Source organism: Parabacteroides sp. An277, assembly GCF_002159645.1.
Lineage (GTDB): Bacteria > Bacteroidota > Bacteroidia > Bacteroidales > Tannerellaceae > Parabacteroides.
On sequence record NZ_NFJB01000011.1, the window covers coordinates 76,266 to 101,453 of the forward strand.

The 25,188-nt window shown below is 50.2% G+C and carries 19 protein-coding genes and 3 tRNA genes; 6 read left to right on the top strand and 16 right to left on the bottom strand.

From position 1 onward, the window contains the following. Positions 1-3 precede the first annotated feature (3 nt). From B5F77_RS06165 to B5F77_RS15700, 5 genes are all read right to left on the bottom strand, one after another. Complete coding sequence (locus B5F77_RS06165) at positions 4-1,428, bottom strand: sulfatase (protein WP_087329029.1); 1,425 nt, start codon at positions 1,426-1,428, stop codon at positions 4-6. Beyond that, on the bottom strand, positions 1,422-2,498 hold the full coding sequence (locus tag B5F77_RS06170) for a metallophosphoesterase family protein (protein WP_239445751.1): 1,077 nt from the start codon (positions 2,496-2,498) through the stop codon (positions 1,422-1,424). The genes B5F77_RS06165 and B5F77_RS06170 overlap by 7 nt, the downstream gene beginning before the upstream one ends. Positions 2,499-2,607: 109 nt before the next feature. After that, positions 2,608-4,257, bottom strand: a complete 1,650-nt coding sequence (locus B5F77_RS06175) for a diphosphate--fructose-6-phosphate 1-phosphotransferase (RefSeq protein ID WP_087329033.1) — start codon at positions 4,255-4,257, stop codon at positions 2,608-2,610. 123 nt (positions 4,258-4,380) lie between these two features. Beyond that, positions 4,381-5,553, bottom strand: coding sequence for a nicotinate phosphoribosyltransferase (pncB, locus tag B5F77_RS06180; protein ID WP_087329035.1), 1,173 nt, complete (start codon positions 5,551-5,553; stop codon positions 4,381-4,383). Positions 5,554-5,641: 88 nt separating this feature from the next. Next, positions 5,642-5,809 (bottom strand): hypothetical protein, encoded by a 168-nt coding sequence (locus B5F77_RS15700; protein WP_162607963.1) that lies wholly within the window; start codon positions 5,807-5,809, stop codon positions 5,642-5,644. A gap of 671 nt (positions 5,810-6,480) precedes the next feature. On the opposite strand from B5F77_RS15700, the gene B5F77_RS06185 reads away from it, so the two are divergent. From B5F77_RS06185 to B5F77_RS06210, 6 genes are all read left to right on the top strand, one after another. Next, positions 6,481-6,705 (top strand): hypothetical protein, encoded by a 225-nt coding sequence (locus tag B5F77_RS06185; protein ID WP_087329037.1) that lies wholly within the window; start codon positions 6,481-6,483, stop codon positions 6,703-6,705. Between the two features lie 94 nt (positions 6,706-6,799). Next, the gene (locus B5F77_RS06190; RefSeq protein WP_087329039.1) at positions 6,800-8,479 is read left to right on the top strand and encodes a M23 family metallopeptidase; all 1,680 of its coding nucleotides are present in this window, start codon (positions 6,800-6,802) and stop codon (positions 8,477-8,479) included. Between the two features lie 97 nt (positions 8,480-8,576). Next, positions 8,577-10,325 carry a phospho-sugar mutase gene (locus B5F77_RS06195; protein ID WP_087329041.1) on the top strand — a complete coding sequence of 583 codons (1,749 nt, stop codon included), beginning with the start codon at positions 8,577-8,579 and terminating at the stop codon, positions 10,323-10,325. A gap of 119 nt (positions 10,326-10,444) precedes the next feature. Continuing rightward, positions 10,445-11,017, top strand: a complete 573-nt coding sequence (locus B5F77_RS06200; protein WP_087329043.1) for a helix-turn-helix transcriptional regulator — start codon at positions 10,445-10,447, stop codon at positions 11,015-11,017. A gap of 74 nt (positions 11,018-11,091) precedes the next feature. Further along, on the top strand, positions 11,092-13,536 hold the full coding sequence (locus B5F77_RS06205; RefSeq protein ID WP_087329045.1) for a heavy metal translocating P-type ATPase: 2,445 nt from the start codon (positions 11,092-11,094) through the stop codon (positions 13,534-13,536). Positions 13,537-13,658: 122 nt separating this feature from the next. Next, on the top strand, positions 13,659-14,444 hold the full coding sequence (locus B5F77_RS06210; protein ID WP_140392822.1) for a hypothetical protein: 786 nt from the start codon (positions 13,659-13,661) through the stop codon (positions 14,442-14,444). A 371-nt stretch (positions 14,445-14,815) separates the two neighbouring features. Here B5F77_RS06210 and dnaB read toward each other — a convergent pair whose 3' ends face one another. From dnaB to B5F77_RS06270, 11 genes are all read right to left on the bottom strand, one after another. Continuing rightward, the gene (dnaB, locus tag B5F77_RS06220; RefSeq protein ID WP_239445752.1) at positions 14,816-16,336 is read right to left on the bottom strand and encodes a replicative DNA helicase; all 1,521 of its coding nucleotides are present in this window, start codon (positions 16,334-16,336) and stop codon (positions 14,816-14,818) included. A 7-nt stretch (positions 16,337-16,343) separates the two neighbouring features. Continuing rightward, entirely contained in the window at positions 16,344-16,721 is a 378-nt protein-coding gene (locus B5F77_RS06225; protein ID WP_087329051.1) for a GtrA family protein, read from the bottom strand. After that, positions 16,696-17,496 carry a hypothetical protein gene (locus B5F77_RS06230; protein ID WP_239445753.1) on the bottom strand — a complete coding sequence of 267 codons (801 nt, stop codon included), beginning with the start codon at positions 17,494-17,496 and terminating at the stop codon, positions 16,696-16,698. The genes B5F77_RS06225 and B5F77_RS06230 overlap by 26 nt, the downstream gene beginning before the upstream one ends. A 3-nt stretch (positions 17,497-17,499) precedes the next feature. Then, on the bottom strand, positions 17,500-18,102 hold the full coding sequence (locus tag B5F77_RS06235) for a YigZ family protein (RefSeq protein WP_087329053.1): 603 nt from the start codon (positions 18,100-18,102) through the stop codon (positions 17,500-17,502). A 39-nt stretch (positions 18,103-18,141) separates the two neighbouring features. Continuing rightward, entirely contained in the window at positions 18,142-20,985 is a 2,844-nt protein-coding gene (gene uvrA, locus B5F77_RS06240; RefSeq protein WP_087329055.1) for an excinuclease ABC subunit UvrA, read from the bottom strand. A 151-nt stretch (positions 20,986-21,136) separates the two neighbouring features. After that, positions 21,137-21,937 (bottom strand): DUF4469 domain-containing protein, encoded by an 801-nt coding sequence (locus B5F77_RS06245; RefSeq protein WP_087329057.1) that lies wholly within the window; start codon positions 21,935-21,937, stop codon positions 21,137-21,139. Between the two features lie 305 nt (positions 21,938-22,242). Further along, positions 22,243-23,532, bottom strand: coding sequence for a nucleotide sugar dehydrogenase (locus tag B5F77_RS06250; RefSeq protein WP_087329059.1), 1,290 nt, complete (start codon positions 23,530-23,532; stop codon positions 22,243-22,245). 17 nt (positions 23,533-23,549) lie between these two features. Next, positions 23,550-24,575 carry a DNA/RNA non-specific endonuclease gene (locus B5F77_RS06255; RefSeq protein ID WP_087329061.1) on the bottom strand — a complete coding sequence of 342 codons (1,026 nt, stop codon included), beginning with the start codon at positions 24,573-24,575 and terminating at the stop codon, positions 23,550-23,552. A gap of 84 nt (positions 24,576-24,659) precedes the next feature. Further along, a tRNA-Leu gene (locus B5F77_RS06260) sits at positions 24,660-24,743 on the bottom strand. A gap of 12 nt (positions 24,744-24,755) precedes the next feature. Next, a tRNA-Leu gene (locus B5F77_RS06265) sits at positions 24,756-24,839 on the bottom strand. A gap of 42 nt (positions 24,840-24,881) precedes the next feature. Next, positions 24,882-24,954: transfer RNA gene (locus B5F77_RS06270), tRNA-Gly, on the bottom strand. Positions 24,955-25,188: the final 234 nt, after the last annotated feature.

Genomic DNA, 25,188 nt, shown 5'->3' on the forward strand with positions numbered 1-25,188 from the left:
ATTTTATTGAATTGATTCGACCAAGCCCGGTTGGCGGTTTTCCGAGCCCTTCACACGCATCAAGTTATCTCCTAATTCTTTCCGCTTCTCGTCGGCGATACGCATGAGTTTGGCAGCCCGCTCCGGATATTGATGAAGGACATTATAGCGCTCTCCCGGGTCGCGGCGGAGGTCATACAGCTCGCTCGCCTTCAGGTCCACGTTCTCCAACTGCCCCGGCTTGCCGTCGTTTCCAGGCGCATACGCCCCATAGGTGACATACTTGTGCGGAAATACCAGCTTGAACTCTCCATCCGTCACCGCCTCCAAGTCGTTTTTGTGATAATAATAGACAAACGATTCGCGGGGATTTGCGCTCTCCTCGCCTTCAATCAAAGGAAGGATGCTGACGCCGTCGATTTTCCGTGCAGGAAGCGGCGCGCCCGTTATCTCGGCCAACGTCGGGAACAGGTCGATATTGGAAGCCAACCGATTGCAAATAGTGCCCGGCTTCGTATGCCCTTTCCAGTAGACGATGCAAGGGACGCGGTTGCCGCCATCAAAGGTCGTCGCTTTCGCCTCACGGAGTCCGCCTGCCGAACCGGCATGATTCCCGTAGTTCGCCCACGGGCCGTTGTCTGACGTAATGACCAGCAACGTATGCTCTTCCAAGCCTAATTCGCAAACCGTTTTCCACACTTCCCCAATGCTCCAATCGATTTCCATCATCACGTCGCCAAACAAACCCTGCTCACTCTTCCCTTTATATTTATCCGACACAGCCAACGGAACGTGCGGCATGCTATGTGCCAGATAAAGGAAGAAAGGCTCGTCGCGATGTTTGCGGATGAAGGCGATAGAGCGCTCCGTATAATCGGTGGTGAAGCGGCTCTGGTCTGTGTTATAACCCACTATCTCATTTCCGTCGTAAGTCGGCAAATCGGGAAAGTTGAACACTTCGCCTTGCTGCGGATGGTTGGGCCACATGTCGTTGGAATAAGGCAAACCATAGTATTCGTCGAAACCATTTTGCAAAGGCAGGAACTGCCGCTGGCTGCCGAGGTGCCATTTACCGAAGATAGCTGTCGCATAGCATTGTTGCTTCAAGAGTTCGCCCATCGTCATCTCGTCCGGATGAATCCCATAATTCGAGTCCGGACCCGGCGCCCCTGCGAATCCAATCCGATTCGGATAGCAGCCTGTCAACAATCCGGCACGCGAAGCACCGCTGATAGGCTGCACGGCGAGGAAATGCGTGAAGCGCACACCCTCGGAAGCCAACCGGTCGATGTGCGGCGTAGTATAACCATACGCTCCGTTACAAGAGAAATCACCATATCCCACGTCGTCCAGATTCACCAAAATGACGTTTGTGTAGTCGGCAGCGATAACTATGTTCACACAAGACGACGCCGCCAACAGGCCTGACAATAACTGTGCTTTTACCATGGTTCTGCCGAGAAATCTTGAGGATAAGAGAATTTGTTTTCAATACGAGCAGCTTTCAGGCGAACCCACGAGGTCAGTTCCCGCGTACCTTCCGTCAATTCGATGACACGTCCACCGTTTCCCCACGGAACGTCGCAATAGACCGTCTTGCCTCCCGTATATCGTCCGTAAGCGAGAAGGATGTCTTTCCAGCGGACCGCATAATCGTTCACATGGTCGTGCCCCACGAATACCCCGAACACGTCGCCCATCTCTTTCATCGAAGTGAAAAGACCAGAATTTATTTTCGGCGCACAAGCAGGTTCCTTGCGGACGCCTATCAGAAGCGCGCTCTCGTCGCGAGCAGCTTCGTTGTATTCGGGCAAAGGAATGTGGAAGAAGGCAAGCGCGGGAAGCGGTTTTCCTCCGTTCTGCTCCGTGAATTTCGTAGCACATTCCCTATACCAATTGATTTGGTCCTGTTTTATCCAGTCATACCCCTTCACCTCCTTCATGGGCGAATAGGAAAGGCTATCAAAATGATAAAGCAGGAAGGCGTCTTTTGTGTCGGCCGCATTGCGGATAGGAAGGACGAAATTCGTCACGCCCGACAATCCCTCGACAGTTCCAGTCAAGTTGCCCGGCATATCCTTTATCAAGTCAAATATCTCCTGTCGGCTCAAATCTTGCTCGTCATCATGGTTTCCGAAAGTAAGAGTGAACGGAATCTTCCGGGAAATAACAGGTTCGAATGCGCGTTCATAACAACGAGCAGCCGGTTTGCCAAAAGCCACGTCTCCCGTATAAATCACTAAATCCGGTTTTTCAGCATCGAGTATTTCGCTCATTCGTTCGGCCGCCACTTCCGAAGCCGTCTCTTTTTCGGGTACCCAATGTACGTCGGTGAATTGCACAATCTTGAATTTTCCGTCAGCATTGAATTTCAATGTACGGGCATGGGCTTTATAGGCAGTGCTCTCCAAGTAAGGAATAGCCGTTGGCTCCACCGACGCTGCCTGTACTTTCGAAGCGCCCCACATCGACGCTGGTAACAAAAGCGCGGATGTCTGTAGAAATTCTTTTCGGTTCATGTTTTCCTGCGTATGAATACGTATTAAAATGAAGAAAGAGCGAAGCGACGCCTCGCGCGCCTCACTCTTTCGTAATACTATTGTCTAATTAAAAAATTTGTACCATTGCTTATTTAGCCGCCTGCTCCAACTGCAATGTCTTCGTCGGCTGGTCGCATACTTCTGTCGGACCGAAATACTGAATCGGACCCGGATAAACGTAGCAAGTATTCTCAGCCCATTCGTCGCGGTGAGAAGCAAATTCCTTGAAAGGAGCACCATCCAACTTCACCAATGCCTTCTGGATAACGGGTTTCATTTCGCCATGACGACGTTCCATATTCATCATCATCGTGACAGGAATACCACCAGCAATCCATTGATCAGCCGGAGCTGTCGTATTGCGAACAGATGACATATAACCCGTCTTACCTGCAGCAATCAAACAAGAAGCTGTATAACCCAACGAGTAGCAGTAGTCCGCATCGTAGTTCGACGGAGCAGCACAACGTCCTTCGTATCCAAAGAAGTGATGTTGAGCAGCGAATTTACCCACATATTTACCCTCTGCCTTCCATTCAGCCAACTTCTTACCTACCATTTCAGACAGCAACTTTTCAGTTTCGATTAACGATACCTGTACGTTTCCGTGCGGGTCGCGGTCTAATGACAACTGGCGAGCTACACCTTCTGGTAACGAAGCATATAATTCAGAGTTTTCTTTTGTCAACTTGCTGATGATATACGCACGCTGTTCGCTACGCTTAATCATCTTAAATTCAGCGTCATGTTTAGCCAAGAAATCGTTCAATTCGGCGATCAAACGCTTCATAGCCGGAACGAACTCAATCAAACCTTCCGGAATCAATACTGTACCGAAGTTATGGCCTGCCGCTGCACGCTTAGCCACAATACCGGCGATATAAGTAACGATATCGTCCAACGACATATCCTTAGCTTCTACCTCTTCCGAGATGATACAGATGTTTGGCTGGGTCTGTAAAGCACATTCCAAAGCGATGTGTGAAGCGGAGCGTCCCATCAACTTGATAAAATGCCAATATTTCTGAGCCGAATTACAGTCGCGTTCGATGTTACCAATCACTTCCGAGTAAACTTTGCAAGCGGTATCGAAACCGAACGAAGTTTCAATCTGTTCGTTCTTCAAGTCGCCGTCGATGGTCTTCGGGCAACCAATTACTTGTACACCAGCACCTGTAGCCTTATAGTATTCAGCCAATACGCACGCATTCGTATTCGAATCGTCGCCACCGATAATAACCAGTGCCTTAATATCCAGTTCTTTCAAGATTTCCAAACCTTTGTCGAATTGTTCTTTCGTCTCCAGCTTTGTACGACCTGAACCAATCATGTCAAAACCACCCGTGTTGCGGTATTCGTCGATGATATCGGAAGTCAATTCCATATATTTATGATCTACCAAACCACCAGGACCTAAGATGAAACCATAGAGGCGAGATGCCGGATTGTGTGCCTTAATACCATCAAACAAACCTGCAATCACATTGTGTCCGCCAGGAGCTTGTCCACCCGAAAGGATAACGCCTACATTCATAGCCGGGAACGTCTTAACTTCATTCGATTTCTCGAACGTAATCACCGGCATACCATACGTATTCGGGAACAATTTCTTGATTTCTTCTTGGTCTGCAACAGACTGTGTATATTCTCCATCTACGGCTTTCACCGCACCTTTCAATGCAGCAGGTACCTTTGGTTGGTAAGCTGCTCTTGCCATTTGTAATGCACTCTTTACCATTTTCTTTTTCGGTTTTAAAAGTTTGCTTTTAATTCTGGGCAAAGATAGTACATTTTAATGAAGTACAAAAGAAGGAAGAGGGGAATTTCTACGTTCCTCTTCCTATTTTGTGCCCACGACTCTTTAATTACCCAAGATTCCTAATTCGTAAAGGCAGGCTTGAACTTCGCGTTCGCTCCCGACATGTTTCCCTTCATCGTCAGACAATTTGACACACTCGCGCCACGGCTGATTCACATTCATGCGACAGCGGGAAAGCTTCATCACAATATTCGAAGGTTTGTATCCAGTATCGTTCGTGAGGTTCGTCCCGATGCCAAACGAGCAACGAATCTTCCCTTTGCAATGCTTTTGTATACGGAGAGCTTTATTAAAATCCAACGCATTACTAAATATGATGGTTTTCGTCGTAGGGTCGATTCCTAAATCAAGATAACGCGCTACAAGTTGATCAATAAACTCGAACTCGTCCCCTGAATCGCACCGCACGCCATCAAATAATTTAGCTTGCTTCCGACTGAAATTCGACAAAAACGATTCAGACGTGTAGGTATCGGACAAAGCCGTCCCCAAATCGCCATCATACACATTCACCCAATTCTCCAACGCCATATAATTGGCATGTTTATACCCAAACTGCGCGCCATGAAACATAAACCATTCATGTGGGTGCGTCCCCATCATCTTCATATTATACTTCATTCCGAAATGGCAATTCGACGTCCCCGAACAATAATGCGCATTTTCATTCAGATAATTAATCACGCCATCTTGCACTGCGAACGAGAAACGCCGGCGCGTCCCAAATTCAGAAAAAGGAAGCTGGTGCCGGTTGGAAAGCTCAACCTTCTCAAACAGACGGGCCAATACGTTGTCGCGCTCCGCCACATGTCCCAGCAAACGGTTACCCAACTCGGTAATGACCGCTAAAAGCGGAACTTCGTAAAGCGTCGCCTTATACAAGTAATCTTCTACTTCGACATGCAACTCGTGCTGCTCGTCCAAATAAATCTGAATCCGCTCTGGTTCAAAGCGAAATGACTGGAGCCATTCCCAATAAACACGCGGAACGAAACGGCAATGCGAAGCCATGTACTCTAACTCCTCCTTCGTCAGGCATACTTTCGCCATATTCTGTACCTCTTCCCGCAGGGCTTCAATAAATTCACTCGTATAGCGCGTTTCGTCCCTGTCTTTAAACACGAAGGTGCCGCTGGCATACGGAAACAGTTTCACATACGCATACGAGGTCGTGAACTTATATAAATCAGTATCTAAAATTGAACTTATAATCATATCTTCCTAAAATTATTACTCGGACGCAAATATACCCTATTTTATCCTGACATGCAAATTTCCTACGTTTTAGTCCTCGTCTCCGTGCTCATTTTCTCACCACGCTCTCCAGCGAGCTACACTTCTTGTAGTAACAGAAGAAGTTCGTAGGGAACGTCTCTTTGCCACAAAGCATTGTAACTGCATAAAGCCATGCTTCGTCTTCCAACAAATCCTTGCGATAACGATTACAAGCCGAAGAAAAGCTACAATCCATTTTTTCTTCGCGCGCTACTAATAATATCTACTTTTCTTTGTGCAATTTTCACATCCAAAACCAGTTTTTCCCTGTGCAAATAGAAGTTAAAAATAACGCTTTTAACTATCTCCCGAGTTGATATTCTTATATTTAACCACGAAGCACTTTTCTTGTATCGGACAAAGTGTCAAAATGTCTCTATTTCATAAATTATTGTATAATAATATAAATTCAATCATCGAACGAATCATTTCATTGTTTTTACGCCGCATTCCGTTAGATTCCATCGTTCCTCAAATCGAAACAAATAATCATCTTTTCTTCGTTCTTTTTTCTTGTTTTGATCAAAGACCCAATGTCTCTCTTTGTTCTTTTGGTTTGACCCCAAAGAACCAAAAAGTCAAGGCTTACACTTCAGCGGCTACAAATTCGCGGCGCAGTGCGGAAATCTCGGAAACTCGCTTCGCTCAAACAGCCGAGATTTCTTTTCGCTCTGCTTGAAATTTGCTTTACGCCGCTTCCGTTAGGCCGGAGCTATTGGAAATAGATAATAGAAAATGATAAAAATGTATTGTTAATTATTCATTTTTAATTAGTAATTAGACTGGCCTCTGTCTGGTGAACGTAAAGCGAACGACCGGAACGAAGCGGAGTTGAGCATTGCTGTTTGAGTGAAGCGAGTTTGCGATGTGAATAGCGAAGTGCAGGGAGAGAGTAGCGAAGCAGACGAAGCCTTGATTTTTTGGTTCTTTTTCATCAAGGAAAAAGAACGAAGAACGAAGAACGAATTGATTCCTTTGAACCAGAAAAAAAGAAAAAGACCGAAAAATAAGTATTCCTTTTACATAGAATCAAAGGACGGCGCAAACGATGAATACGACGGCGTAGATGACGGAATTCATCACTTTGAATAAAAAGAGGCACGCGTGTGAATGGTCGGAACTGATTCGGAACAGATTTGGTCAAGTGGGAAGAAATAGGTACCTTTGCCCATCTAAAGATAAACAAATGAAAATAAAACTTTTTTTCATCTATCTCTTGGCTTGCGCCACTACGCTTTGCGCGCAAGAAACGTGGAACAGCCCGCTGGATTTTCCGCTCTTCTTGGCGGGGAATTGCGGGGAATTGCGCCCGAACCACTTCCACGGCGGGATCGACATGAAGACGCAAGGCGTGGAGGGCAAAGCGGTACATGCGCCCAAGGCGGGATTCGTCTCACGCGTTTCCGTCAGCGCATGGGGCTATGGTAATGCGCTTTACCTAACACACGCGGATGGGACGACGACAGTCTACGGCCATCTCCAGCGATTTGCCCCACGCATCGCCCGCATCGTCCGCGAAGCGCAACAAGCGCGCGAATCTTTCGCTCTTGATTTAACGTTTACTTCCGACAGTCTTTCATTCGAAGCGGGCGAACTCATCGCTTATAGTGGGAACACAGGCAGTTCGGGCGGTCCGCACGTCCACTTCGAAATACGTGATACAGAGACAGAAGAGCTCATTGACCCTTTACCTTATTATAAACACCTCATTCCAGATACGCGCGCACCGAAGCTACTCTCCCTTATGGCGATACCCGTTGAAGGAGAAGGTGTCGTCAATGGGAAAAGTACGAAGCAGACGTGGAACGTATCAAACGACGCGCAAGGCCGTCCCGCACTTCATGCACGCATCCAAGCTTGGGGACGAATCGGGTTGGCTATCCGGGCCAATGATTACATGGACGGCACGAGTAACATTTACGGCGTCAAAGAAATCCTCCTCGAAAACGAAAAGGGCGAAAAGTTATTTCATAGTTATATAGATCGGTTCAGCTTCGACGAAAACCGATATATCAACGCCTGGACAGACTACGAAACCTATACGCATCAACGGCAGTTTTATGCCAAATGTTTCATCGAACCAGGAAACCGCCTCCACTTCCTGAAAGGAAAGAACCGAGGTTATTTGGATATCTATGAAGAACATCCTTATATGCTGACACTTACATTACGAGATGCTTACGGAAATCAAACCCAAATGTACCTTTGCATCGAAGGTAAAAAACAAGACATCCCGCCTCTTTCGACCGAAGGTACCGAACTCTTCCATTGGAATTCGCTTAACCTTTTTGGAGCACGAGGTATCCGATTACGTATTCCACGGGGTAATCTTTACCATGATATTCATTTCCGGTATGCCTTCCGCGAAGAGGAAGGACGCATCGCCCCTATACATATATTACATAACAAGCCGGTGCCGCTCCACCAACAAGGTTACCTTTCACTCCGGCTGCAACAAGATTCGCTCGAAAACAAGGCACAATATGGCATCGTGATATGGAAAGGTACACGTCGTTCGTGGATAGGAGGCCGTTACCGAAACGGATGGATAGACGGACGTATTCGCGAATTAGGTACATATACGCTGGCTATCGATTCAGTAGCTCCACGCATCACACCGCTCCGCTCCTCCGAATGGATACAAAGAAAAAGGTTCAATTTCCGCCTTACAGACAATCTAAGCGGTGTAAAAAGCTATAAAGGCACCATAGACGGACGTTTCGTTCTGTTCGAAATGGACAAACATTCTACCATTTCGTGTCGCATTGAGAAAGAAAACATCACACGCGGAAAACATGAATTAAAAATCATAGCTACAGATGCTTGCGGAAACATATCCACTTACAAGCATTCATTTATTTGGTAATAATTAGTAATAACCGAAAACTTTTTTCCGAAAACACGCCATTTTCCAAAAATAATTCGTACATTTACGCACAAATAAACAAAAACATTGTACAGACATGGAAAACAATGAATTACTTGAACAAGTAAGAAGTAAGGCACAAGGCTGGCTTACTGAGAGTTATGAAGCCGAGACAAGAGCGGCCGTACAAGCATTATTAGACAAAGAAGACCCGACCGAACTGATTGAGTCCTTCTACAAGGATTTGGAATTTGGTACAGGTGGATTGCGTGGCATCATGGGTGTAGGTTCAAACCGCATGAATATCTACACCGTAGGCGCAGCAACGCAAGGTTTGTCTAACTATCTTAAGAAAGAATTCACCGACGTAACACAAATCAAGGTGGTTATCGGACACGATTGCCGTAACAATAGCCGAAAATTCGCAGAAATATCTGCAGACATATTCTCAGCTAACGGCATTAAGGTATATATCTTTGAAAGCCTCCGTCCAACACCTGAAATGTCGTACGCCATCCGTAAATTGGGTTGCCAAAGCGGTATCATCCTGACAGCATCTCATAATCCGAAAGAATATAACGGATACAAAGCTTATTGGAACGACGGCGCGCAGATGATTACGCCGCACGACAAGAACACTATTGCCGAAGTAAATAAAATACGGTCAGCGGCCGACATCAACTTCCAAGGCAATCCTGATCTCATCGAAACTATCGGAGAAGATATCGACAAAGCATTCGTGAGTGACTTAAAGACGATATCACTCTCGCCTGAGTCCATCCAGCGCCACCACGACATGAAGATTGTTTATACGCCGATTCATGGTACAGGCGTACGCTTAGTCCCGATGGCTTTGAAGGAATTCGGATTTACAGACATCATCCATGTGCCAGAACAGGATGTAGTAAGCGGAGACTTCCCGACGGTTGTTTCACCCAATCCGGAAGAACCTGCTGCCTTAGCAATGGCAGTTGCCAAGGCCAAAGAGACCGATGCTGAATTGGTATTGGCTTCTGACCCGGATGCCGACCGCATGGGAACAGCCGTAAAGAACAACGAAGGCGAATGGGTATTGCTCAATGGAAATCAAACCGCATTGATTTTTGTGTACTACCTCATCACACGTTGGAAAGAATTAGGTAAAATCCAAGGCAAAGAATACATCGTAAAGACGATTGTCACCACGGAAACCATCCGCACGATTGCCGAACGTAACGCCGTAGGATTCTACGATGTCTATACAGGTTTTAAATGGATTGCAGCCATTATGAAACAAAATGAAGGCAAATTGAACTTCATTGGCGGAGGTGAGGAAAGTTACGGTTTCTTATGTGAAGATTTCGTACGCGACAAGGATGCGGTTTCTGCTTGCGCTATGTTTGCTGAGATTGCCGCTTGGGCAAAAGATAATGGCATGACGATTTACCAACTCTTGCAGAAGATATACGTAGAATATGGTTTCTCGAAAGAAAAAGGTATTTCGGTTGTCAAAAAGGGTAAGAGTGGTGCCGAAGAAATTGAAGCCATGATGAAACATTTCCGCGAGAACCCATTGGCAGAAATTGCAGGTTCGAAAGTAGTTCTTTTCAATGATTTCTCTACATTGAAGAGCAAAGATTATGTAACGAACGAGACTTTGACACTCGATATGCCGACTACTTCCAACGTACTTCAATACTTCACGGAAGATGGAACGAAGATTTCCATCCGCCCGTCGGGTACAGAACCAAAAATCAAGTTCTATGTGGAAGTACATTCCAAAGTAAATAGCGTAGAAGAACTCGGAGCTGCAGACAAAGCCGCGCTTGAGAAAATTGAAGCTATTAAGGCATCGTTAGGTATCTAAGCTATTAATTATAAGCAAAATTCATGAAAACCGGCAAGGAAGATATCCTTTTCTTGCCGGTTCTTTTCTACTGCAAGGTAAGCAAAGGATGCTTTTAACCTTGGAAAAAAGAAGAATCAATGCCTCAAACCATACTACATATTAAAAACATGGTATGCCCGCGTTGCATCATGGCGGTGCGCGACGTTTTGCATCGGTATGAAATTCCCTTTTCATCGGTGTCGTTGGGCGAAGCCACCATTGAGAAAATATTAAATGAAAACGAACGGGAAAATATCCATAAGGCTCTGGATGCAATAGGGTTCGAACTGATAGAAGATAAACGCGACTTAACGGTGGAGAATATTAAGCAGGCGATACTCCGTCTGGTCCGACAAAAAAATAACGACATACGTACCAACCTTTCGGATTATTTGGAAGCGCAATGCAGGCAGGATTATAGTGCGTTAAGCAAACTCTTCTCGGAGGTGTGTGGTACGACCATCGAGAAGTATTTCATTGCCCAAAAGATAGAACGCGTTAAAGAACTGTTGGCCGACAATGAACTCACACTCGGAGAAATAGCCGATTTCATGAATTATTCCAGCACAGCTTACCTTAGTGCCCAATTCAAGCAAGTGGTGGGCATGACACCAAGCCAATTCAAACAACGCGCCCAAGACATGCGCAAACCCATCGACCAAATTCTATAAATTCTTTCCTTAATTCCATAACACGCCTTGTCCCGGAGCAGCGTATCTTTGCATCATCTAAAAAAGCAAAGAAGATGAAAGAAAACATCACGAAACAGGTTTTTCCTGTTCTGAATATGAGTTGTGCCGCTTGTGCAACCCGTGTCGATAAAACGCTGAACAAACAAAACGGCGTCTGCCAGGCAAGCGTCAATTATGCTGCGGCGACAGCGACCGTCGAATACGACCCGACGCTTTGTTCGCCCGACTCGCTGAAAGCTGCTTTGCAAGCTGAAGGGTATGATTTGATTGTCGACCTCGGAAAAGACACGCCCCAGCAAGTGGAAGCGGCGCACAATGCCAAGCTTCGCCAACTGAAACGGCGTACAGCAGGCGCTATCCTATTGGCTATTCCGGTAATGATTGTGAGTATGTGCTTGATGGACAATCCCTATGCGAGATATGTCACATGGATTCTATCTACACCTGTCCTCTTTTGGTTCGGGCGCAGCTTCTTCGTTAACGCATGGAAACAGCTCAAGCATCGCTCGGCCAATATGGATACGCTGGTAGCGAACAGCACGGGTATCGCTTATCTGTTCAGCCTTTTCAACCTCTTCTTTCCCGATTTCTGGCTAAGCCGCGGTATCGAACCGCACGTTTATTTCGAGGCGGCAAGTACGATTATTGCCTTCATCTTGCTAGGAAGATTATTGGAAGAGAGAGCAAAAGGACAGACATCTAGCGCGATTCAGCGGCTCATGGGCTTGCAACCCAAACAAGTGACGCGCCTGACTCCGGAAGGAGAACAGGAAATCGTCGCCATGGAAGCGATACAGATAGGCGATACATTGTTGGTGCATCCGGGCGAACGCATTGCCGTAGACGGCACCGTATCGGAAGGTAGTTCGTTTGTGGATGAGAGTATGTTAAGCGGCGAACCGATTCCAGTCCACAAGCAGGCAGGTGCGCAAGTCTTTGCCGGCACTATCAACCAGAAAGGAAGCTTCCGTTTCCAAGCCGAAAAGGTCGGGAGCGAAACCAAACTCGCCCACATCATCCGACTCGTACAAGAAGCGCAAGGAAGCAAAGCACCTGTACAGCAGTTGGTCAATAAGATTGCGGCCGTGTTCGTGCCTGTCATTATGGGGATTGCGTTGATTGCTTTCCTCGGTTGGCTACTCTTCGACCCGACAGAAGGCTTTACACATGGTTTGCTGGCGGCTGTCACTGTATTGATTATCGCCTGCCCTTGCGCGCTCGGATTAGCCACGCCGACAGCCATCATGGTAGGTATCGGGAAAGGAGCTGAGCAAGGAATCTTGATAAAAGACGCCGAGAGTTTGGAGATAGCCTGTAAAGTAGATGCAATCGTATTAGACAAAACGGGTACGATAACCGAAGGGAAGCCGGTCGTGACGGATGTCTGCTGGGAACAGGAACCGCAAGCGGCTATTGTCTCCGCATTGGAGCAGCGTTCCGAGCATCCGTTGGCGGAAGCAATCGTCGCCCGTTTCCCGACTTCCCTGCTCGAAGTAGAATCATTCGAAAGCTGCACAGGACAAGGAATCCGGGGCCGTATCGAGGGAAAAGAATACTGGATAGGTAAACGAGCTTGGCTTGCCTCTTTGTCCATCTCCATCAGCGAAAAACTAGAAAAGGAGGCTGCGCGTTTGGAAGCGGAGGCGAAGACAGTTGTTTGGCTCGCTGATGTCAAGCAGGCGCTGGGACTTATCGCTATTGCCGATTGCATTAAAGATACATCGCGCACGGCCATCGAGGAATTAACCCAAATGGGCATCACAACCTACATGCTCACAGGAGACAATGAACCGACTGCACGCGCCATCGCCCAAAAGGCCGGCATCAAAGCCTTTCGCGCGAATCTCCTCCCAGATGAAAAGGCCGCGTTCATCCGAGAATTACAAGCGAAAGGAAAGCGCGTGGCCATGGTCGGCGACGGCATTAACGACAGCGCCGCCCTCGCACAGGCCGACCTCAGCATCGCCATGGGATCCGGAAGCGACATTGCCATGGACGTGGCCAAGATGACAATCATTTCCTCCAACTTAACCAAGATTCCGTTGGCCATCCGGCTTTCCGAACTGACGGTTCGCACCATCCGGCAGAACCTCTTTTGGGCCTTTATCTACAACATGATAGGCGTACCCATCGCGGCAGGCGTACTCTATCCGGTAAATGGGTTCCTCTTAAACCCGATGATTGCGGGCGCAGCGATGGCCATGAGCAGCGTAAGTGTCGTCACGAATAGCCTCCGGCTGAGAAAGAAACAGATAACGCAATTTCATAAATCCAACATAAATAATAAACAGATGAAAAAGACGTACAAAGTAGAAGGCATGATGTGTAACCATTGCCGCATGCGAGTAGAGAAAGCCTTGAATGGCATAGAAGGTGTGCAAGCAGTCGTTTCGCTTAATCCGCCCATAGCCACGATTGAATTTACGGGCGAAGAAAAGCCGCTTGCCGAACTCCAAGCCGTATTGTCGGAAGATGGATACATCCTCTCGGAGAATTGACCGTGTAAATCGGAATTGAAAAGCGGAAAATGGGAGGCTGAAAAACAATTTTTCAACTTTCCATTTTTCATTTTCAATTTAATTCTTACCTTTGGCACTTCGATAACATAAAAATGAATGACATGAATACAAAGAAACTATGCAAAGTGCTTTTGATGGCAGCCTGTGCATGCTGCCTCACAGGGTGTGGAGACGATAACGATGCGATTTCTTTAGTCAATACACAAGGAAACGAGCTTATTACGAATAATGGTACCTATTTCAAGCTTTCGCCTTTTAGCAGTGGCGACACCTTTTATATTTCTGGAGGCGACGGAGCTTATTCCATCTCGAACTCGAACGAGGCGGTGGTCCGCTTCTCGTACGACGGACAAACCATCACGTTCTACCCCGTCGGACCAGGTTCCAGCCAAGTCACAATTCAAGACCATTCGGGTAATTTATATACACTGACAGTCGAAGTGGCTTATCCCGAAGAGCGTTTTATGGTGAATAGCCAAACCGTCTCTATCATCGGAGGTGGTTTGACGCAAAATGAGACCACGACGCTCCAAATCCGTGCCGCTGAAGAACTGCCCGTCCAGCTTGGGGGAGAATATCATTTTGTCTACATGGCTGCAGACAGCACAAACGGCGAATTAAACATGTACAAATCGCCCAACGACTTCCCGACAACAGGCGTTTTCCAAAAACAAGAGAAATATAAGGAGGACGGCACACGCTATGAGCAACTCAATGTCACGCTTGCTTCAGGCGAAACGGTAATTTACGCGTTCAGCAAGTATATTTCCAATACGGATACCCTCTATACGCTCCAACAAGACGTAACCGACAAGTACAAAACGGAATATCCGGCTTTGGAGGAAGCCTCTATCTCGCAAGAATTACAGGCAATCGACGTAAAATAACCCGTTTGATTCCGGAGCATATTCCTTCTCTCTCTTCATTTTTTGCATTTCGAAATCGCATGGCAAAAAAGAAACTTTTTTCTTTTGCCGTGCGATTTCGCGATGCAAAAGAATTCAATGATATTTTTGCCGCGCGATTTCGCGGCGCAAAAGAATCCGGCGATATTTTTGCCGCGCGATTCCGCGGCGCAAAAGAATCCGGCGATATTTTTGCCACGCAATTTCGCGACGCAAAAGAATCCAGCGATATTTTTGCCGTGCGATTTCGCGACGCAAAAGAATCAAGCGATATTTTTGCCGCGCGATTTCGCGACGCAAAAGAATCTGATGATATTTTTGCCGCGCGATTTCGCGGCGCAAAAAAAACAGACTTAAAATGGAAAATCATTGTTGTTCATTGTCGGGATGGGAATAGGTTCGGAAGCCGACGAAGAAACTGCAGGAAGTGCCTCCTTGCCTACGCGCACCTCCTGCACCGGAATATCGTCTTCGATATTCATAAACTTAGCAAATTCGCTCTTGAAGCGGAGGCGAACATCGCCCGTCGCACCGTTACGATGCTTGGCAATGATGATTTCGGCTAGCCCGACCAGAGAATTACCCCGCTCATCTTCCGTAATTTTGTAATATTCCGGACGATGGATGAAACAAACCATATCGGCATCCTGCTCGATCGCGCCCGACTCGCGAAGGTCGGCCAACTGCGGACGCTTTCCCTCTGCGCCTTGACGGTTCTCCACGCCACGGTTCAACTGGGAAAGGGCGATAATCGGGATATTCAATTCCTTTGCCAATCCTTTGAGCGAACGAGAAATCATGCTGACCTCCTGCTCGCGGCTTCCGAAGTTCATCCCGCTGGCGTTCATCAGCTGCAAGTAGTCGATGATAATGCACTTGATGCCATGCTCGCGCACCAGACGACGCGCTTTGGTACGAAGTTCGAAGACCGAAAGACTGGGCGTGTCGTCGATGTAAATCGGGGCATCGTAGAGTTCTCGAATCTTGAAATCGAGCTGCTCCCACTCGTACTTCTCCAATCGCCCGCTCTTGATTTTCTCGCCCGGAATCTCGCACACATTCACAATCAGACGGTTCACCAACTGGACATTACTCATTTCCAACGAAAATAATGCCACGGGTATATTGAAATTGACCGCCATATTCTTCGCCATAGAAAGCACAAACGCCGTCTTTCCCATGGCGGGGCGGGCTGCGATAATCACCAAATCGGAGTTCTGCCATCCAGAGGTAATCTTATCCAGTCCCTCGAAGCCGGTACGCAGACCGCTGAGTCCCTCTTTCTGATTCGCGGCCTTTTCCAACATCGCGAGGGCGTCCTTGATAACGGGGTTGATTTGAGTAGCGTCCTTCTTCACGTTCCGCTGGGAGATTTCGAACAGCTTGCCTTCCGCTTCCTGCATGAGGTCGTCCACGTCAGTCGTCTCGTCGAACGCCTTCCCCTGTATCTGAGAGCAGAAAGTAATCAGTTCTCGCGCCAGGTATTTTTGGGCAATGATGCGGGCGTGATACTCGATATGCGCGCTACTGGCCACCTTCGATGTCAGTTGCGCAATATAGTATGCGCCGCCGACTTGCTCCAAATCGCCCCGCTTGCGGAGTTGTTCCGTCACGGTCATCATATCGATGGGATGCTGCTGGACGGCTAAATCCACAATCGCGGAATAGATAAGCTCGTGCGCCTTCTCATAGAAACACTCCGGCTTTAATATCTCGCTAACAATCGAGTAAGCATCCTTCTCGAGCATCAACGCGCCCAAGACGGCCTCCTCCAATTCGCGTGCTTGCGGCTGCATCCGCCCCATCTCGGGCACCACCACAGTCTTCGGTTTCGACGCACGCCGTACTCCCGTATTTCGAGTTCCCTCTGCCATCTTTCTTTTATTCTTTAAATGTATAAATCTTATTCAGTATAAAATTAAGCACCGTATAGAACGCCATCGCAATCAGCTGGTTGTAATAGGTATCGATGGGCAGCACCGCCTCCAGCACAAACAGGAGTGCCAGCTGGAGCAGATAGCACACCGCGAAGACTACCCCGAAGCGAACCGCGCTCTTACGCCATCCTGCATGGCTCTGAAACGTCCATTGCTTGTTCCAAATGAAGCTGTTCAAAACACCGGCTGCATACCCGACTACGTTCGACATCACCGCCGAGCAACCTCCTATTTTCAGCATCACCCAGATGACTGCAGCCGTAATCAGCGTATTGCCCGCGCCTACAATCCCATACTTAATCGCCTGTTTCCAGATTTTCATGCCGTTCTAAAACCTCTTCTATTTCCGCTTGGGTGAATTTCTCGACGTTCGTAATCGTGTAGACAGTCGATAGGAAATCGCCATATTCGTTGCAGTCTATGATAATCTTCGTCAGTATCTGCTGGATATTGGAGCGGATGGGCATCAGCAACAACAGCTCGACGTAGTCCACGCTGATGTGCAGCTCTTCAATCTCGCAGTCTACTTTGGGAAAGTAGTACCCGAACTCCCGTTCGATGATGTTCCGCTGGTATTCCTCAAAGGGTTTCCGTCCTTTCGACACCATCAGCACATAGAAGCGCAACTTCTCGCCCTTGCCGCCCAGTCCTGTGGCAATATAAATCTGTTTTTCCTCGGAGAGTTCAGACTCCAGCGCAATCTGGATGTCCATCAGGGCCAGGTAGGCCCAGTCGAGCGTGGCAGGGTCTGAGTCGTTCTCCACGTATTGTTTCAAGCATTTAAATGCCTTGGGATTGCGGGAATTGGCCAGCTGTAGGAGCAACTGCCTGCGTTCCTCGATGCTGAGCGGCAGGAAGGTGTCGGCTGTCCCACAGAGTTCGGCATACCACTGTTCGCACTCTTCGTCGCTTGCGCGATTGTTTTCGTCGCGCGTCCGCCGCATACGTTTGGAAGCCCGGAAGTATTCCATTTGGACCTCGACCGGTACGCTGCGCTCCAGCACGTGGATACGCCCTTTCACCTTCTCGAACGAATTTTGAAAGTTACTTAAGTCGTAGTTTGGCTTGTCCATATCTTGTTCCTCCTTCTTTAGCATGGGTTATTCTTCTTCTTTCAGGTAGGCCGTTTCTACTTTTTGCAGACGTGCGCGCAACCGGCCGGCCTCGCTTTTCCGGATACGCAATGTCATTTCGCAATCCATCTCGAAGCGCTGCGAGAGGATGACGGGGTTCTCTTCCTTCACAATCCGCATGATACGGTCCAGGAAAGGATACTCGAAGGCGACGGTGATGTCTTCGTCTACGGTCCGCGTCTCGATGGTGGCGGCAGCTATGGCCTCGGCTGCGGCCGTGCGGTAGGCTACAATCAGTCCGCTGGTCCCTAACTCAATCCCGCCGAAATAGCGGACTACTATCACCAGGATATCCGTCAGCTCGTTCGAGTTTATCTGTCCGAGGATGGGCTTACCTGCGGTCGAGGAGGGCTCCCCGTCGTCGTTGGCGCGGAAGGTCTTGTGGTCTGCCCCAAGCATATAGGCCCAGCAGACGTGCCGCGCGTCGTAGTATTCCTTCCTGTACCGGGCGAGTTGCGCTTTTACCTCGTCGACCGTCCGCACGGGGATGGCATACGAGATGAAGCGGCTCCGCTTCTCGGTGTAATATCCCTCGGCCAGGGCGGTGATTGTCTTATAGGTATCGTCCATCTTTCCTCGCTGTATTTCTTCTTGTTCGTAACTCTGTTTTCATCCTTTCATGCCTAACTCTTCGCGCAAGAACGGCGCCGTGCACCCGATGTTCTTCTTGGCCAGGGCCTCGGGCGTACCTGTGAAGAGGACCTCGCCCCCTCGCCGGCCTCCTTCCGGACCCATGTCTATCAGGTAGTCGGCACACTTGATAACGTCCAGGTTATGCTCGATGACGATCACCGTGTTGCCTTTGTCTACCAACTGGTTCAGTACGCCGAGCAGCACTCGAATATCTTCGAAGTGCAACCCCGTGGTCGGCTCGTCGAGCACATACAGGGTTTTGCCTGTGTCTCGCTTGGCAAGCTCGGTGGCGAGCTTTACCCGCTGGCTCTCCCCACCCGATAGGGTAGTCGAGGGTTGTCCTAAGCGGATATACCCCAGTCCTACGTCTTGCAGGACCTTGATCTTGCTCAGAATCGCCGGCACGTTCTCGAAGAACTCTACTGCCATATTAATGGTCATGTCCAGCACGTCGGCAATGGATTTCCCCTTATAGCGTACTTCAAGCGTCTCCCGATTATAGCGTTTGCCGTGGCACTCCTCGCAGGGGACGAGCACATCCGGCAGGAAGTTCATTTCTATGTTCTTGTATCCGTTTCCTTTGCAGGTCTCGCACCGTCCGCCCGATACGTTGAACGAGAAGCGCCCTGGCTTGTATCCGCGGATTTTCGATTCGGGCAACTCGACGAAGAGGTTGCGGATATCGGTAAATACACCTGTATAGGTCGCGGGGTTGCTGCGTGGCGTGCGTCCGATGGGCGACTGGTCCACGCTGACTATCTTATCGATGTGTTCGATGCCCTCGATGGCGCGGTAGGGCAAAGGCTCTTCCATAGACCGGTAGAAACGCTGGCTCAGGATGGGCTGCAAGGTACGGTTTATCAACGTAGACTTGCCACTGCCGGATACGCCTGTCACGCAAATGAACGTCCCCAATGGGAAGGAGACGTCTACGTCCTTGAGGTTGTTGCCCGACGCTCCGCGCAGGACGAGCGTCTGCCCGTTCCCCTGCCGCCGTGTCTTCGGGATGGCTATCTCGGTCGCCCCGTTGAGGAAGTCCGACGTCAGGGTGTGGGTCTGGAGCATCTCCGCGGGTGTACCTTCGAAAACGACCTCGCCCCCTAAGCGCCCGGCGCGCGGGCCCATGTCGACGATATAGTCTGCGTTCAGCATCATATCCTTGTCGTGCTCCACCACGATGACCGAGTTTCCGATATCGCGCAGGTGTTTGAGCGAGTTTATCAGTCGCATATTGTCACGTTGATGCAGCCCGATGCTGGGCTCGTCGAGGATGTAGAGCACATTCACCAGCTCAGTACCGATTTGCGTCGCAAGCCGTATGCGCTGGCTCTCCCCGCCGGAGAGGCTCCCCGACGGGCGGTTGAGCGAGAGGTAATCCAGGCCTACGTCCAAGAGGAAGTTCAGCCGCGCGCGGATTTCCTTAAGGATTTCGGTGGCTATCCGCCGTTGTTTGTCACCGAGCTTCGCTTCCAAGCCGTCGAGCCACTCCTTTAGCTCCGAGATGTCCATACTGGCCAGCTCGGCGATGTTCTTCCCGCAGATGCGGTAGCACAGGGCTTCGCGGTTGAGCCGCAAGCCGTGGCATTCGGGACAGACATCCATCTTCACGAACTGCCCCGCCCATTTTTGCGCGGCGGCCGTGGCCTCTTCTTCCTGCTGCATGCGGATGTATTTCGCCACGCCGTCGTAGGTGAGGTATTGTACATACCCGGTGACGTCCGCCTCCAGCCGGAGCCGTTCCTCCGTCCCGTTCATGATTTCGTCTATAAGCTCCTCTGGAAGTTCGCTTATCGGCATACGGATGGAGTAGCCCCGCTTCGTGCAGAGCGACTCGATCAGGCAGAATATCAAACTTTTCTTATATTTCCCCAGCGGCAGGATGCCTCCCTGGTAGATACTGAGCGAGGGGTCGGGGACGATTTTGTCCATGTCCAGCCGGTTCACCATGCCCAGCCCCTTGCATTTGGGGCAGGCTCCGTATGGGGAGTTAAAGGAGAAGTTATGCGGCGCGGGTTCGCTGTACGAGAGACCGGTCAGGGGGTCCATCAGGCGTTTACTAAAGTGCCGTATCCCCTCGTTCTCGGCGTCGAGCACCATAACCATGCCTTCGCCCAGGCGCATAGCGAGCTTCAGGCTCTCGGTCAGCCGCCGCTGGTCGCTCTCCGACACGCGCATTTTGTCTATCACCGCCTCGATGCTGTGTATCTTGTAGCGGTCCAGCTTCATGCCATACCGTATCTCTTGCAGGGTTCCGTCTACGCGCACGTTCAGGTACCCGCGTTTCCGGAGCGATTCAAATAGCTCTTTGTAATGTCCTTTGCGCTTCTGTACGACGGGCGCGAGGATGTAGATTTTCCGCCCGCTGTACTTTTCGAGTATCAGCGAGACGACCTGCTCTTCGGTGTACTTTACCATCCGTTCTCCGCTTTCGTAGGAGAAGGCTTCGCCCGCCCGGGCATAGAGTACGCGGAGGAAGTCGTAGATTTCGGTCGTAGTCCCTACCGTAGAGCGGGGGCTTCGATTCGTGGTCTTCTGCTCGATGGAGATGACTGGGCTCAGACCCGTGATTTTATCTACGTCCGGCCGCTCGATGCCCCCCAAGAAGTTGCGCGCGTACGACGAAAAGGTCTCTATATAACGCCGCTGCCCCTCGGCAAATAGCGTGTCGAACGCCAGCGACGATTTGCCGCTACCGCTCATTCCCGTGATAACCGTCAGCGCGTTACGGGGAATCTCTACGTCTATATTCTTCAAATTATGTACCCGCGCGCCCCAGACGGATATCGTGCCGGTCTCCAATGCTTCCTTATCCATAGCCATACTACTATACCTGTCCGTTGTTTTCAGCCCGTAAAGATACAACTTTTTGTCCAAATAGAAAAATCGAACAGACCCTAAGAGGCCGGAAAGCGCGAAGTTTTTGATTTCCTCGCGCCTGCCTCTCTTTCCGCCGCCGGCCCCTGCTCTATTATTATACTAATGTAAGGGTGAAGGGAGCTGTGAGGGTAATCGGTTCCTTGCGCGTGCCGGTCGGACTGTAATAAGTCTCGATGGTAAGCGTGTATGTGTCCTCGGTCAGGTCGTTGGGGACGGTGAAGATGACCAGGTTGGGCGTGTTGGTAGAAATCACTTCTGCGTAAGTGGTGGTCTCCATCGAACTGGTGAGCCCGACGCGCCAGTCGGCCGCGCCATCTTCTCCCAAGGCCATGATGCCCGGCCCCTTCACGATGTAATCGCCCCCGCGCGTGGCAGTAGAGTTTTCTGCCCCCGTAGCCCCGTCGCGCCCGCTCTGGATGGCCTGCTCCGTAGTCGAGCCGTCGGGCAAGATTCCCTTGGCCTTCATGTACGACTGCTTGGTGCCATACTTCACCCCGTCCTCTACGATGCCTGCCAGCTCAAAGCTCAGGTTCGTGAGCGAGCTCTTGAGTTCAGACGAGGGCGTAAAGATAAACTTCACGTTTTTAATCATCGTCTGGGGGTCGAAGTCCGCCATATTTTCTACACCTTCACTGCCGAATGAAATCCGGAGCTTCCCTATCTTGCCGATCGTAACCGAGATTCCGCTCAGGATAGACGGTATGAGCTTTTCGCTTGCCACCTCCATGACGTGCTTGAATTCCGCCTTCGAAATCGTAGTATCTACCGTAGCCTCTCGCGCCGTCTCGTCCTCATCTTTCACCCCGCGATAGGCAGGAGCCGCGTACCACAGCATGCTTTTCTTCTCCAGGTCGGCTGGGTTTTGCCGCTTAACCAAGTTGTAATTTAAATTCATAAGCTAACCTATTTTTTATTATACAATCGGGTTTTTGTAAGTAAACAAGCGGTTGTTTGGAAATGTTCGCGCAAACAAGACTTTTTTTTCGATGATACGAAAAATATTACCCGCGCAGGCACAAAAAATTGTCCGCGCGGGTAGCAATTATTACCCGCGCGGGTAGTGATTGCTACCCGCGCGGATAGTCGGCGCTACCCGCGCGGGCAATTTCAGCTACCCGCGCGGGCAGTTTTGACTACCCCATCGGGCACCTAAAATTACCCTATTATATATAGGTATAGATTCGATTGTGTAGTCCCACCTCACAGGCTCCAATAATCCAACTGCTGGATATGGTGGCGGTAGATACCCTTGATATCTCCCAAGACAGCCTGCCCATGGGCGAGGGAGCGGAAGTAGGTCTCGTCGAGCGCGCGATACTCGTCGTGCGCGACGGCCACCACGATGGCGTCATACGGCCCCGCCGGTTCTTTGAGCAGGGGCAGGCCGTAAGTCCGCTCCACCTCGGCGGGTGATGCCTTCGGGTCTACCACGTCGACCACCGCGCCAAAGTCTTCAAACTCGTGAATCATATCGACTACCTTCGAATTCCGGATGTCCGAGACGTTCTCCTTGAAGGTGATGCCCATCACGAGCACGCGGGCGCGGAGGATGTTCTTCCCAAGCAGGAGGACGCGCTTGACGATCTTCTTGGCGATATACCGCCCCATGGAGTCGTTCACGAAGCGGCCGGAGTTAATCATCTTCGGGTGGTATTGCAGCTCCTTCGCCTTGTGGACCAGATAGTACGGGTCGACGCCGATGCAATGACCGCCAACCAGCCCCGGCGAGAAGCGCAGGAAGTTCCACTTCGTCCCGGCTGCTTCCAGCACGTCGTAGGTATTGATGCCCATGCGGTCGAAGATAATGGAGAGCTCGTTCATAAGGGCGATGTTCACGTCCCGCTGAGTGTTCTCGATGATCTTGGCGGCCTCGGCGACGCGGATCGAGGGGGCCAGGTGAAGCCCGGCATCGACCACGAGCGCGTACACATCGCGGATGTCGCGCGCCGCCGCCTCGTCGCACCCGGATACAATCTTGACCGTGTTGCGGAGCGTATGCACGCGGTCTCCCGGATTAATGCGTTCGGGCGAGTACCCATACTTGAAGTCGACGCCCGCCTTGAGGCCCGAAAGTTGCTCGAGCAAGGGGACGCAGTCCTCCTCCGTACAGCCGGGGTAGACGGTAGACTCATAGACTACCACATCTCCCCGACTGAGTACGCTCCCGACCGTGCGCGTCGCGGCGAGCAGGGGCGATAGGTCCGGCTCGTTGTGCGCGTTGATGGGGGTCGGGACGGCGATGATGTAAAACGACGCCTCCCGTAATGCCTCGACCGACGAAGTAAAGCGCAGGTCCGTCCCCACGAAGGCCTCCGCCGGCAGCTCCCCGTTTGGATCTACGCCCGCCCGCAGCTGCGCGAGGCGCTCCTCATTAATATCAAAGCCAATTACCGAGAGTGTTTTCGCAAACTCAACGGCAATTGGCAGTCCCACGTAGCCCAGTCCCACCAGGGCCAACGTCTTTCTTTTATTGACTAAATCCGTGTACATGTTCATTTGATTGCTTATTAAAACGACCACGCCTCGGGGTGAACTACCGCCTCCATGGGCTGTTCGACCGCATCGGGCAAGGCCGGGAAGAAATCCATCTGCGTGACCCGCTCGACGCTATCGACCGGAATCATCAAACTGGAGAGGCGCGTATCGTCGTAATCCCGGTTCTCGAACAGGAACCCGACTGCCTCGTAACGACCGTTCCACTGCATACAGAGTACCTTGTAGAAGCGCTTCGGGATGGCGACGCGGTTCTTTCCGAGCCGCTTCAGATCGGGAGAGAGTATCGGGCCCGTAGCCACCAACAACATCCCGCTATCCATAGCCCACAGACGGCACTGCTCCTCCAAGTCCTTCCAGATGCCCCGGTTGAGGCCCGGCTTCTGCGGGGTGATATTGCTCAGGTAGAAGGATTCGCGCATCGCCTTGATGGACCATTTCATGTCGCCCGCCGGAGCTAAGTGCCCCCGATCATAGCCTGTCCGCGTATAGTCGCCGTTCTCGGCAGACGCCCCGCGGACGTCCGGGTCCCTAACAAACTTATTAGAACGCTCCGCCCGCTTGCTTTTGGCCTCCTCCCTGGTCAGCCCGTAGGCCACCCAGTTCGCTACGCGATAATCGGAGTTATAGGATACGGTGTACCCCTCGTGGTGTATGACCTGCTCCGTCACCGGACGCAAGCAGACAGGCAACTCGGCGCCCCGCGGAAAACCCGCCTCCGCTACCGACTCCCCAGGCACCCCGCCCGACGAATCCGCCTGCCGCTTCTCTCCTACCTGAGCGTCCGGAACACGAACCTCCCCCAGAGATTTCACCCCATCCGAGAGAGAAATCCCCCCAAGACGCCCTCCATGCTCCGCCAGATACGCAGATACCGACTGATAGACATACAACACGCCCACCACAACCACTACCACAAAACAAGCTCCATAGAAAAGACTCCGCAACGGAGCCACTACGCGAGACATCCCACCCGCGCCCTTCTTCTTCCTTGCCTTATGGGGTGTACTTTTCAATATACTCTTCTTCTTCCTCGCCATGGCGCAAAATAAAAAGCCTGCACAACCACCTCATTCCTAATGGTTATACAGACCTCACACATCTGATAGTTGATTAAACAAATGTACGTAGGATGAGACTCGAACTCACACGCTGTAACCAGCACTACCCCCTCAAAGTAGCGTGTCTACCAATTCCACCACCTACGCATCTTTACGTAGTGCCCAGAACAGGACTCGAACCTGCACGATCGCAAAACCACTCGCACCTGAAACGAGCGCGTCTACCAATTCCGCCACCTGGGCATGCTTCAGACTTGAAAATCCACGGCCACTTGCCGTTTCTCGAGCGGAAGACGGGACTCGAACCCGCGACCCTAACCTTGGCAAGGTTATGCTCTACCAACTGAGCTACTTCCGCGATTGCGAGTGCAAAGGTAGTACTTTTTTATAAACTGGCAAACTTTTTCTCGTCTTTCTTTCGCTTTTTCTTTAAAATTTATACTTATAGATTGATAAAAAGACAGTTATATTTACACCTAAAATTAGCTCAGTAGAAATTTAGTGGGGATATGCATATAGTTTTGCAATACGGAATAAGAAGAACTTCTTGTCTGCAACCCCTCTGAGGTTTGCTCTGAATAGTTTGATTTTA